The following is a 12,215-nucleotide window of genomic DNA, read 5'->3' on the forward strand; positions in this document are numbered from 1 at the left end:
ATGACTATTTCCACTTGGTTGGGGACTGTCAAGGCTGGCGGGGTGGTCGCGCGCAAAAGAAGATTGGCTGAAGCGGCCGCGAACCGCTACCATAGGCGGTAAGCCAGAATGGCTGAAGTAATCTACGCTCGGGTGTTCGGAGGAAACTGAACCATGACGATGTCCATTGACGGGGCCGCTTCGGCCCGGGTGTCGGCGCGCGCGGCGGACAAGTTCAAGGCCCTTCTCGCCGCCGCCGCCAAAGAGGCCAAACAGGCCGCCGACCAGCGCAAATCCGCCCAAGGCGATCGCGTCGAGTCGGCCTCCAGCAAAATCCAAAGCGCCTATGATGCCCAGGGACGGCTTATCGCCGAGCGGGCGGCGCTTGAGCGCCTGGAAAAGGCCAAGGAGGCCGGCCGCAAGCTGTTGGAGGGCATCGAAGAGGTGACCCGTCAGGCCAAGGCGACCCGCGCGTCGCTGGCCAATAATCGCAAAGAGGCGGCCAAGGAACGCATCCGCCAGATCAAGCAGCAATTGCAGACCCTGCGCGCCCTGGCTGCCGCCGATCCCAAGGGCACGGCCAAGCGCGTCGCCCAGCTTGCCCGGGAACTGGCTTCGGCGGCCAAGGAGTATTCCTCGGCCGGCGGCGGCGGCGCGGGCGAAGGCGCCCTCTCTGGTGGCGCTTCCACGCCTTCGGCCATCGCCTCCGCCGGATCGGAGGCGGCGAACGCGACCTCCGACAAGGCGGCCGAGGCGGCGAAGGCGCAAGCGGCCGAGGCGCCCGCCTCCGCAGCCGTCGTCGCTCCGGCCCCGGCCAGCGCCGGTCAGGCGGAGAGCGCCGACAAGAGCGAGGCTGCGGCGGGCGAGGACACGGGGGAGAAGGCCGCGCCGGGCAAGGCCGAGGCCAAGGCGGCGACGGCGTCGTTGGGCCAAAGCGACAAAAGCGGCGACCCGTCGTTCAAGGACGAAGTGAAGCGGCTGATGCGCGAGTTGAAGGCCCTTTACGCATTGGCCAAGCGTCTGGCCCAGCGCCGGGGGGCCAGCGAACAGGACTTCGCCCAAACCGATAAGGATATGCGGCAGGCCGGATTCGATGTCGAGGCGGCGCTGGCGCAAGTGGCGTCGCCAAGTGGCGCCGATGCGGGCGGGTCTACCGAAGGAGAGGCGGGCGAAGGAGAGGCGGGCGAAGGAGAGGGGATGGCCGAGGCTGACGGCGCGGCCGAGGATGTCGCCGCTGTCGACATGCCCCCCGATGTGAGCGCCGCGGCGGCCTTGCCGACGGTCTCGATTCTGGTGTGACCGTCCACCAGCGGCGAGCGGAGAGGGTCGGGGGGCCGGCTCCGCCCGCCGTCGTTTTGGAGAGGTCTTATTTCGACTGGGGCGCGGCCATAAGCTGGCTTTGGGGAACCTTGAGGGTCACGCCCGAGGTGCCGTGGTCGAACTGCTCGTTGCCGACCATCAGGCTGGGACCGGCGTCGGTCTGCACGATGATATCGGTGATCTTGCCGACGCCATCGGCATTGGCCCTGGTGACCGTGCCGATTTTCTTGCCCGCCTGATCGAAGACCGGCAGGGCCTCCCAGGCGGCGAGTTTGTCGGACTTCATGTCGGACGAGGAGCCGCCTCCCGAGTCCTGGGCCAGAGCGGGAACCACGAGCAGGGCGGTGGTCAGGCCGAGGGCGGCTAACGTTTTGTGGACCATGGGGGAAATCTCCGAGATGAGGGTCAAGGATGGGTCTTGTCGAAACAGACCCGGGTCCTTAACCCTTAAAGGGTGATTTCCGTTCCTGAAAATCCAGGGGTGTGTCTTTTCCGGGGCGAAACGGTGCGGGATTTAAGGCGCAGACGCCCGGCCGCTTTCGCCGGGCGTCTGCGCTGCAAGCGGTTTCAGGCGACGCCGGCGGGTTCGCGCCGGGCCTGGGGGGGCGGGGCGTCCGGGGGGGCGCCGCGTTTGCCCAGGTGGCGCAAACATCGGTCGATCCAGGCGCGGGTCAGCTTCTCGGCAAGGCTGTTTTGCCCCAGGCGCTGGGCCAGGGCCGGGAAATCGACCTCGTCCAAAGGCAAGTCCTGGTTGAAGCAGGTGAAGACGATGCGGGTCTCGCCGGTTTGCGGATCGGTGAGCGGCTGAAGGCACTGGCCGCAGATTTCCTTCATCATGCATTGCATCGGCGAATTGATCGAGCCGATGGCGACGTGGCGGGAATTGAGGTGGGGGGCCAGCACGCCATGGCGGGCTTCGGCGATGGCCCGCATCATGCGGTCCGAGCCGATGGCGATCACCCGGTCGACCTCGGACAGGGCGATCGGCGGCGTTCCCAACCGGCCCTCGGCATAGGCGACCATGGCGTCGACGATGGTGCCGGTGACGGTGAAATCACCGGGGCGCTCGGGCACGAAGCCCGGCGTCTCGTCGCAGCACCAAACGATGGTGTCGGCGGCGGCATGGATATCGTCGATGCGGTAGCGGTCGGCCAGCCCCTTGTAGCCGGCGAAATACAGAACCTTGCACCCCTCCGCCCGCATCGCCTTGCCGATCGAGAACAGCACGGCGTTGCCCAGCCCGCCACCGGCCAGCAGCACGGTTTCGCCGGCGCCGATTTCGGTGGGCGATCCGGTCGGCCCCATCAGCACCACCGGCTCGCCCAGGCGCAGATGGGCGCAGAGATCGGAGGATCCGCCCATTTCCAGCACGATCACCGACAGCAAGCCGGCCTCGCGGTCGACCCAGGCCCCGGTCAGCGCCAGTCCCTCCATCGCCAGGGTGGTGCCATCGACGCGCGCGGCTTGGCGCTCGAAGTTCTGCAGGCGGTAGAACTGCCCGGGGCGGAAGCGCCTTGCCGCCTGGGGGGCGTGCAAGGTGATTTCGACGATCGTCGGGGTATGGCGGGTGATGGCATGGACGGTGGGGCGCAGCGTGGCGTTCATCGCCGCCAGCAGGGCCGCGCCATCGCCCTTGGGCGGCGGGCGGTTTTCCATCAGGGCGCCGATCACCGGGTAACCCTGTTTGGCCGAGGCCATGGCGGTCACGACATTGCCGGCATAGGACGGATGGAGATCGCCAAAGAAGCTGATGCCGGTGCCATCGGCGCGGGCGTCCAGCAGCACCTGGGGCTCGTTGGGCTTGGGGCGGCGCTCGGGGGAGACCGGCCGGCCGTTGGCATCGACGGCGCGGAAATACTTGCCGTCGAGAACGATGGCCCCGGTCTCGCGGGCCAGCACCGTATTGGGAACCGTGCCGGCGGCGACGATGACGGCGCGGGCGGCCACGCTGACCTCGGCCCCTGTCTGGCCGTGGCGCAGGCGCAGGGCCCGGGCATGGCCATAGGCGTCGAGCTCGACCTCGAGCGGGGAGAGGTGCTCGGCGATGGTAATGCCCTCTTCCAGGGCCTTCGCCACCTCCTCGTGGTTGTTGCGATAGGCCGGAGAGTCGGTCAGGCCCCGGCGGTAATAGAGGCTGGCGCCACCCCATTGGCGCAGCAGGTCAAGGACGCGGGCCGGCCGGCCCTCGCCCTCGGCCAGGGCCCGTTCGGCGCGGATCTGGCGGGCGTGGTCGAGGAATTCGCTCGCCACCTCGTGATCCTCGGCGCTCCAGCCGGCGCGCACGGCGGCTTCGCCGCGCTCGGCGACCAGGGTCTCGTAGCGCGCCAGGAACTTCTCGACCTGGACCGGGTAATAAGCCAGGGCCTCGGTACAGGCGTCAACGGCGGTCAGCCCGCCGCCGATCACCGCCACCGGCAGGCGCAGCTGCAGATTGGCCACCGAATCGCCGCGCGCCGCGCCGGTCAGCTGCAGGCCCATCAGGAAATCCGAGGCCTGACGGACGCCACGGGCCAAACCGTTGCGCATCGGCACGATGGTTGGCTTGCCCGCCCCCATGCACAGGGCGACATGGTCGAAGCCCAGCGCGAAGGCGTCATCGGGGGTCAGGGTGCCACCCAGGCGCACGCCGCCGATCATCGAAAAATTGCGGCGGCGTTCAAGCAGCAGGCGGATGATGGTCAGGAAGTTCTTGTCCCAGCGCACGGTGATGCCGTATTCGGCCACACCGCCGAAGCCGCCCATCACCCGATTGCCCAGGCGCTCGCGGATCTGGTTGATATCGCGGATCGGATGGAAGGGCACCGCATTGCCCAGGGCGTCGACGCCCGAGAGTTCGGGATCGAGCGGTTCGATCTTCAGGCCGTCGACCGCCAGAACCCAGTGACCCTCGTTGAGCAGGTGGTGGGATAGGCTGTAGCCGGCCGGGCCCAGGCCGACGACCAGCACCTTGCGGCCGCTGTCGGGCAACGGCAGGGGGCGTTGCAGATTAAGCGGGTTCCAGCGGGTGAGCAGGCCATAGATCTCGAAGCCCCAGGGCAGGGCGAGAACATCCTTGAGGCCGCGGGTTTCGATCTCGGGGATATCGACGGGCTTGTGCTGCTGCTTCTGATAGATGCAGGCCACCATGCAGTCGTTGCAGATCCGGTGGCCGGTGCCCGCGCACAGCGGGTTATCAAGGGTGATGATGGCCAGGGCGCCGATCGGCAATCCCTTGGCCTTGATCTCGTTCATTTCCGAGATGCGTTCGCACAAGGGGCAGCCCAGCATCTCGCGGCCCAGCGGATTGGTGAGCAAGGCCCCGGTCTTGCGCTCGCGCAGACCGTGGGCGCAGCTGTCATTGCCCTGGTGATGGCAGTAGATGCAGTAATGGGCCTCGTCCAGGCCATGGGCCAGATCGCAGCCGCGATCGGTCAGATCAAACCCGGCCCGCTCGCGCCGCTCTTCGCCGGCCAGGGCTAGGTGGGTGACCCCCTCGGTGGTTTCGGCGGCCAAGGGCACAAGGTGGGCGTAGTCGTGGGTGGGGGGCTGGTGGAACAAGATCCCGCCGCCAAAGGCCTCGTGGCCGGCTTGGGTCTGGGCGGCCCAGGCGGCGAAACGGGCGGCGAGATCAAGGGCGGCGGCATTGGCCGCCTCGTCCGTAAGCCAGCCCGTCACGCGACGGGCGAAGGTGTCTTCATCGCGCGGCGAGGCGCCAAGCAGGGGCGTCAGGGCCTCGATCAGGGCTTCGCCGTCGAAGGTCTCGGCCTCGGCGGCGCGGTGGCGCTTACAGGCGATGCGCTGGACGAACAGGCGCTTGCACGAAAACAAGGGCTCAAGCGCCCGGTGGCGGGCGGCGCTGTCGTCGAGGGCCGGGCTGATGGCGAACAGCTTGCCGACGAAGGCGTCAAGGGCCGGGGCCAGGGCGGTGATCAAGGCGCTCTCGGCCGCCGTGGTCAGGGCGTCGGGGACCGAGCGGGCGTCTTCCAGTTCCTGGGCCAGGGCGGGGCTGGAGGCCTCCAGATCGGCAAGGAAGGCGGCGTCGATCCGTTCAAGCCCGTCGTCCGCATAGAGATCGGCGAAGGTGAAGCCCAGGCCGATCGGCGTGGCAAGGCTGGGGGGGGTGCCTGTGTCGTCGGGAGTCGCGCGCATGGCCGGGTCCTGTCCTTACCCTGATGACAGGTCGGTCGCGCGGAGCCGTTCTGGGTCGCGTTTCCGACCTCGATTGCCCTCACTCTACCCCCTGGCGGGCGCGGGCGTCGACAGAAAGAACCCTGGAAAGTTGTGGAGATTCCAGGCTTCGGCGTTTTTGAGCGAAAGGGCGCCGATTGGGCGCTTTCCCTTGACCCGGGCGATCGAGACCAAATCTAATCAGCATCGTCAAGGAGTCGGCCCGCCGCTCCGTCCGCCGTTCCGCCAGGGAGTTTCCAATGTCCGATACCATCACCACCGACGCCTTGTTCTTTGGGGCGGGCGGGCTTGACCGGGCGGAAACCGCCCGCATGGTCGATCACGCCCTTGATGGCAGCGATGACGGCGAATTGTTCCTGGAATATCGCCAGAGCGAAAGCTTTTCCCTCGATGACGGCCGCATTCGCGGCGCCAGCTTCGATACCACCCAGGGGTTCGGCCTGCGCGCCGTCAGCGGCGAGGCGGTGGGCTTCGCCCATGCCAGCACCCTTGATCAGGGCGCCTTGAAGCGGGCGGTGGAGACCGTGCGCGCCGTGCGCGGCGGCGCCTCGGGAACGGTGGCCCTGCCGCCCGCCGCCACCAACCGGGCGCTCTACACCCCCGACAACCCGCTTGATCGCATCGATTTCACCACCAAGGTCGAAACCCTGTCGGCCATCGACGCCCATGCCCGCTCGCGCGATCCCAAGGTGGTGCAGGTCATGGCCTCGCTGACCGGCTCGTGGCAGGCCGTGCGCATTCTGGGGGCGGGCGGGCGTGACGTCTCGGATCTGCGGCCGCTGGTCCGTCTCAATGTCTCGGTGGTGGTCGAAGGCGCCAACGGCCGGCGCGAGACCGGCTCGCACGGCCTGGGCGGCCGGGTCGGCTATGACGGCCTGCTTGAGGAGAGCACCTGGAAGGCCGCCGTCGAGGAGGCCCTGCGTCAGGCCCTGGTCAATCTCGAGTCCATCGATGCCCCGGCCGGCGAGATGCCGGTGGTTCTCGGGCCGGGCTGGCCGGGCATCCTGTTACACGAAGCCATCGGCCATGGGCTTGAAGGCGACGGCAACCGCAAGGGTACCTCGGCCTTTTCCGAAGGGTTGGGCAAGCGGGTGGCCGCGCCCGGCGTGACCATCGTCGATGACGGCACCATCGCCGATCGTCGCGGCTCGCTGTCGATCGATGACGAGGGCACGCCGACGGCGCGCACGGTGATCATCGAAGACGGCATCCTGACGGGCTATCTGCAAGACCGCCTGAACGCCCGGTTGATGGGGATGAAGCCGACGGGCAACGGCCGGCGCCAGTCCTATGCCCACCACCCGCTGCCGCGCATGACCAATACCTTCATGCTGGCCGGCGCCGATGATCCGGCGGCGATCCTCGGCTCGGTCAAGCGCGGGCTTTATGCGGTGAACTTCGGTGGCGGACAGGTCGACACCACTTCCGGCAAGTTCGTCTTCAGCGCGTCGGAAGCCTATCTGATCGAAAACGGCCGCATCGGCGCCCCGGTCAAGGGAGCGACGCTGATCGGCAATGGTCCCGATGTTCTGACCCGGGTGTCGATGGTCGGCAATGATCTGGCCCTTGATCCCGGCATCGGCACCTGTGGCAAGGAAGGCCAGGGCGTGCCCGTCGGCGTCGGTCAGCCGACCCTGAAGGTCGACAGCCTGACGGTCGGCGGCACGGCGGTCGCCGCCTGAGGGAAGGGGGGGCTGAGCCTCCCCCCTCAAAGAGCGGGATAGTTCCAAGGGGACGCGCGTGAGCGTCCCCTTGAAGGGTGTTGGCGCGGGTGGCTTACGCCGATTCGCCGCCCTTGCGGATATGGGCGAGGAAGCGGGCGACCTGGGTGCGCAGTTCGCTGGCCTGACGAGTCAGCTCGCCGGCGGCGGCCAGCACTTCCGTCGCCGCGGTGCCCGTATTGGCGGCGGCCTGGGTGACATTGCCCATGGTCGAGCTGGCCTGCTGGGTGCCCGACGCGGCGCGCTGGGTGCTTTGGGCGATGGTCCGGGTCGCGGCGTCCTGTTCCTCGATGGCGGCGGCGACGGCGGCCGAGACCTGATCCATTTCGCCGATCACCGTGACGATCCCCGAAATCGCCGCCACCGCTTCGTTGGTGGCGAGCTGGACGGCGCCGATCTGCTTGCCGATCTCGTCGGTCGCCCGCGAGGTCTGGTTGGCAAGGCTTTTGACCTCATTGGCGACCACGGCGAAGCCCTTGCCGGCATCGCCGGCGCGGGCGGCTTCGATGGTGGCGTTGAGCGCCAGAAGGTTGGTCTGATCGGCGATATCGGTGATCAGGGCCACCACCTCGCCGATGCGCTCGGCGGCGTCCTTGAGGTCGGAGACCCGATGGCTGGCCTTCGACGCTCGCTCGACGGCATCGCGCGAAATCGTCGAGGAATGGTGGACCTGTCGGCTGATCTCGCTGATCGAGGCGTTGAGCTCCTCGGCGCTGGCGGCGACCTCCTCGACATCGTGGGTGGCGGAATCGGTGATGGTCGACACGTCACCGGCCCGTCGCGCCGTATCCTCGGCGGTGACCGACATCGAGCGGGCCGAGGCTTCCATCTGGCCGGCCGAGGCGCCGATGACGCCGATGACGCCCGAGACGGTGTTTTCCAGGTCGTCGGCCAGCTTGCGGATGGCGCTATGGCGGTCGGCCTCGGCCTGTTTCTGCGCCTCGACCTGATCGCGGCGCAGGGCCTCCATCTTGTGGTTGTATTCCTTGAACACCTGGGCGGCATGGGCCATGGCGCCCAATTCGTCGCCCCGGCCAAGGCCGGGGATGGTGGTCTCGCTATCCCCCTCGGAAAGCTTCTTGAGGGCGGCGGTCATTGCGCCCAGCGGCTTGCTGATGCCGCGGCCGATAAAGCCGGCCAGGGCCAGACCAAGCAGCAAGATCACCAGATTGGACCAGACGACCAGCGAACTGGCGTTGCCAAGCTGGCTGCGGGTGGCGTCGCGGATGATCTGCTGGCGGGCCAGCGCCGCGTCCTTGACGTTCTCGCCCTCGCGGGTGATCGCCGCCCCGGCGTCGCGCAGGGCGGTTTCCATCGTGGTGATTTCGCCCAGAATCCCCGAAAGGGTATTCAGCGCCTCCTCGTACTGCCCATAAAGGTCCTGGACCTGGGCGGCGGTGGGGATGCCATCAAGGTTTTCGGTGACGGCGAACAGCGCTTCCCAGATGGCGTTGAACTGCTCTTCCGAGCCGTCCGACAGATAGCCGTCGGCCGCCACCCGGGCGCGCAACATGTTCTCGATGACCTTGGACGCATGTTGGGCGGTGGGGGCGTCGCCGGCCTCGAAGGCCTTGTCGCGGACATCGACGGCCCACTCCACCAGACCTTCGGCGGCGGGCAGCAGCGAGGTCGAGATTAGATCGACGCGCTGGCCGACCAGTCCGATCGCCGGCTTCAGGGCGTCTTCATGTTTGCGATACGCCTCGGCGATGCGTTCGGCCGCCTCCTGCTGGGGCGTGCCGGCAACGAGGGCGCCAAAGGCCGAGATGGCTTGCTGGACGGTGATCTGATCCTGGTGCAAGCGCGCCGCGGCCTCGGACGAGGCCGTATCGAGATATTTCGATACGTCGGTGTCGAAGGATTGAACCAAGCGGTTCAATTGAAGGGCCGAGAGCGCCACTTCCGATGCTTCGGAGAACTCGTCGAATTTGTCGTTCGAACTGGTGAAGATTGAATAAGACACCAGTCCGACGCCCCCCATCAGGGCCAGGACGAGAAAAAAACCGGCGTATAGACGAACCTTGATCGAAATGTTCTTGAGCATTCGCGTTTCCGACGTCTGTCCCGGGGCGGTCTTTGTTATGGGGGAGCGTAGGAAGCCGGCGCTACAGTCTTTCGGATAAAGGCCTTTCTCACGACCTGAGGTGGTATCTTTTCCCCGACCTGATTTGATGGCTGTGGTCTCGGCGATCGCTCCCCTCAGCGAACCTTAAGGAAGGACATTACAAGACTGCGACCCCAAGATCCAGACATCCCGGGGATCACCCGGATAAAACGTCCTTTATCCGATGTTTATGCGATCGCTCAGCGGTGGTCGTTCCGGGTCCGGTCGTAATTTCGGCCCTCCCAGGCGATGGAGGCGTCGATCAATCCACGGTAGATTCTTTCGACTGTATCGGGGTCGGCGTTCTCGGTTACCGCCAGGGCGCGGACCTTGGTCACCACGTCCTCGATCCGCCAATGGACGACGACCTCGGCCCGGTTTGGCTTATAGGCGGCGGCCTGACCGACGTAGTTCAGCCGCTCGGCGAGCAAAGGGACGATCAGCCGGTCGAGGCGGTCGATCTCGGTGCGAATTTCGCTCATATCGGCGCAGCGGCGCGCGGTCTTGGCCGCGGGATAGGAGGAAACGGTGTTGGGTCGGGTCACGGGAAAAACTCCGGCTGGTTACGGACGGGCGGACGGTAAGGCCGCGGCCAGCGCCTGACTTAATAGGCGCATTCGGTGAAAACGGGGTCGATCTCGCCATTCCATCGGGTCAGGAAGGACTCGAGCAGGTCTTCGGCCTGGGTGCGGCCGCTGCGCGCGATGGTCCACAAGGGATCAAGGAAGCCGGTCTCGTCGCGGCCCTTGCTGTTCAGGCGACCGCGCGCCGCCAGTCCGGCCTGGGAAATCTCCAGGGCGCGCAGGGCGACGTCTTGCAAGGTGCCCTTGCGGAACGGCGTTTTGAGGGCCAGTCGCGGCACCTGGGCGCGCAATTGGGCGTGTTCCTCGGCCGTCCAATCCTTGACCAGATCCCAGGCGGCATCAAGCGAGGCGGTTTCATAGAGCAGGCCGACCCAGAACGCGGGCAGGGCGCACAGGCGCAGCCACGGCCCGCCATCGGCGCCGCGCATTTCCAGATAGCGCTTGAGGCGCACCTCGGGGAAGGCGACGGTCATATGGTCGGTCCAATCGGCGATCGTCGGCCGCTCGCCGGGCAGGGCGGCCAGGCGGCCGGCCATGAAATCGCGGAACGACTGGCCGGTGGCGTCGATATAGCGGCCCTCGCGGTAGACGAAGTACATCGGCACATCGAGCAGATAATCGACATACCGCTCGAAGCCCATGCCGTCTTCGAAGACGAAGGGCAAGATACCGGTGCGCGCCGGGTCCGTATCGGTCCAGATATGGCTGCGATAGGACAGAAAGCCGTTGGGCTTGCCCTCGGTGAAGGGGCTGTTGGCCCACAGCGCCGTGGCGATCGGCTGAAGGGCGAGCGAGACGCGGAACTTCCGCACCATGTCGGCCTCGCTGCCGAAGTCCAGATTGGTTTGCACCGTGCAGGTGCGCAGCATCATGTCGAGGCCGAGCGAGCCGACCTTGGGCATGTACTCCGACATCAGCTTGTAGCGGCCCTTGGGCATCAGCGAGATATCCTCGCGCCGCCATTTCGGATTGAAGCCGATACCCAGGAAGCCGATGCCCAACTCGCCGCCGACGATCTTGAGGTTGCGGTGGTGGGTCGTCACCTCGCAGCAGGTGCCATGCACGGTTTCCAGCTGCGCTCCCGAGAGCTCGATCTGACCGCCGGGCTCCAGGGTCACCGAGCCCATGGTCGGGCAGGTCAGCGCGATCACCGTCTCGCCCTCATAGACCGGGCTCCAGCCGAAGCGGGTCAGTCCCTCGAGCAGGGCGCGCACGCCATGGGGTCCCTCATAGGTCAGGGGCCGGCCATCGGCGATGGTGAAGGCGTATTTCTCGTGTTCGGTGCCGATGCGCCAATCGGCCTTTGGGCGGCTGCCGCCCGCCATATGGGCGACCAGATCGTCCCGGGTCAAAGGCGCCGAAAGGATCGAGGCATCGGTCAAGGAGGACATGGCAGGCTTCCGTTCCAGAGGTCATTCGCGCGCGAGGCCCTCGGGCCGTCTTGCATCGGTCGGGCTGCGGAGGCCGGCGGGGTCATGCCCCCTTAGCGGGTCTCCCAATCCCCTGCGACCGCCTGCCAGACGGCGAGCGCCGCCGCCGCCGCCGTCTCGGCGCGCAGGATGCGCGGGCCGAGGCCGACGGGCGTAGATGAGGGCAGGGCCAACAGCGCGTCAAGGTCCTTGTCATCAAGCCCACCTTCCGGCCCGACGAGAAGGGCGGCCTTTAGAGCGCGGGCGCCCGCGAAAGCCCGGGCGGCGGGAAGGGCGTCGCGGCGCTCGGCCAGCACGAACAACCGGCGCTCGGCCGGCCAGTCCTCCAATACCTTCGCCAAAGGGCGCGGCTCGAAGACGGCGGGCAGAGTCAGGCGCTCGCATTGCTCGGCGGCGCCGATCACCTGGGCGCGCAGGCGGTCGGTGCGCACCTTCTGCGACTGGGTGCGCCGGGTCATCACCGGCAGCAAGGCTCCGCAGCCCAGTTCCACCGCCTTTTCGACAAGGTAATCGGTGGCTTCCTTCTTGAGCGGGGCGAACAGCAGCCACGGGCCGTCCTCGTCGCCCTGGGGGCGCAAAAGGGTTTGCGCCACCGCCTGGGCGCCGGCCTTGCCCAGGGTGTCGAGGGTCGCCAGCCATTCGCCATCACGGCCGTTGAACAGGGCGACAGCCGCCCCGGGGCCCAGGCGCATCACATCGCGCAGGTAGTGGGCCTGGGCGCCATCCAGGCGGACATCAAGGCCGGCGGCCAGGGGGGCGTCGACATACAGGCGGTGGCGCGGGGGTTGGGCAATCATGGGGCGAGCGGCTTTCTTGGTCTTGTTCCTGGGTGGCGGACACCATACTGTACCGGCTATAAGGGGCAAGTCTGGGCTGAGAGCTGCTCTAGCCAGACAAGGCGATGAAAAAA

General features: G+C 67.2%; 8 protein-coding genes. 2 read left to right on the plus strand and 6 right to left on the minus strand.

All coding sequences use genetic code 11. The annotated features are described in order from the left end of the window. The first annotated feature begins 153 nt into the window (after positions 1-153). Positions 154-1,278 carry a hypothetical protein gene (locus RRU_RS02950; RefSeq protein ID WP_011388322.1) on the plus strand — a complete coding sequence of 375 codons (1,125 nt, stop codon included), beginning with the start codon at positions 154-156 and terminating at the stop codon, positions 1,276-1,278. A 67-nt stretch (positions 1,279-1,345) separates the two neighbouring features. Here the strand turns inward: RRU_RS02950 and RRU_RS02955 are convergent, their stop codons facing one another. Continuing rightward, positions 1,346-1,681: a hypothetical protein gene (locus RRU_RS02955; protein WP_011388323.1), complete on the minus strand. Its 336-nt coding sequence runs from the start codon at positions 1,679-1,681 to the stop codon at positions 1,346-1,348. Between the two features lie 185 nt (positions 1,682-1,866). Beyond that, a complete protein-coding gene (locus tag RRU_RS02960) occupies positions 1,867-5,427 on the minus strand; it encodes an FAD-dependent oxidoreductase (protein ID WP_011388324.1) in 3,561 nt (1,186 codons plus the stop codon). 278 nt (positions 5,428-5,705) lie between these two features. On the opposite strand from RRU_RS02960, the gene tldD reads away from it, so the two are divergent. Continuing rightward, the gene (tldD, locus tag RRU_RS02965; protein ID WP_011388325.1) at positions 5,706-7,148 is read left to right on the plus strand and encodes a metalloprotease TldD; all 1,443 of its coding nucleotides are present in this window, start codon (positions 5,706-5,708) and stop codon (positions 7,146-7,148) included. A gap of 94 nt (positions 7,149-7,242) precedes the next feature. On the opposite strand, the gene RRU_RS02970 is transcribed toward tldD, so the two are convergent. The 4 genes from RRU_RS02970 to RRU_RS02985 all read right to left on the minus strand — a co-directional run bounded on the left by RRU_RS02970 (position 7,243) and on the right by RRU_RS02985 (position 12,102). After that, positions 7,243-9,231: a HAMP domain-containing methyl-accepting chemotaxis protein gene (locus tag RRU_RS02970; protein WP_011388326.1), complete on the minus strand. Its 1,989-nt coding sequence runs from the start codon at positions 9,229-9,231 to the stop codon at positions 7,243-7,245. A gap of 260 nt (positions 9,232-9,491) precedes the next feature. Beyond that, a complete protein-coding gene (locus tag RRU_RS02975; protein WP_011388327.1) occupies positions 9,492-9,836 on the minus strand; it encodes a chorismate mutase in 345 nt (114 codons plus the stop codon). A 59-nt stretch (positions 9,837-9,895) separates the two neighbouring features. Next, positions 9,896-11,266: a glutamate--cysteine ligase gene (locus tag RRU_RS02980; protein ID WP_011388328.1), complete on the minus strand. Its 1,371-nt coding sequence runs from the start codon at positions 11,264-11,266 to the stop codon at positions 9,896-9,898. Positions 11,267-11,358: 92 nt separating this feature from the next. Continuing rightward, positions 11,359-12,102, minus strand: a complete 744-nt coding sequence (locus tag RRU_RS02985; RefSeq protein WP_011388329.1) for a 16S rRNA (uracil(1498)-N(3))-methyltransferase — start codon at positions 12,100-12,102, stop codon at positions 11,359-11,361. Positions 12,103-12,215: the final 113 nt, after the last annotated feature.

The organism is Rhodospirillum rubrum ATCC 11170, assembly GCF_000013085.1.
Lineage (GTDB): Bacteria > Pseudomonadota > Alphaproteobacteria > Rhodospirillales > Rhodospirillaceae > Rhodospirillum > Rhodospirillum rubrum.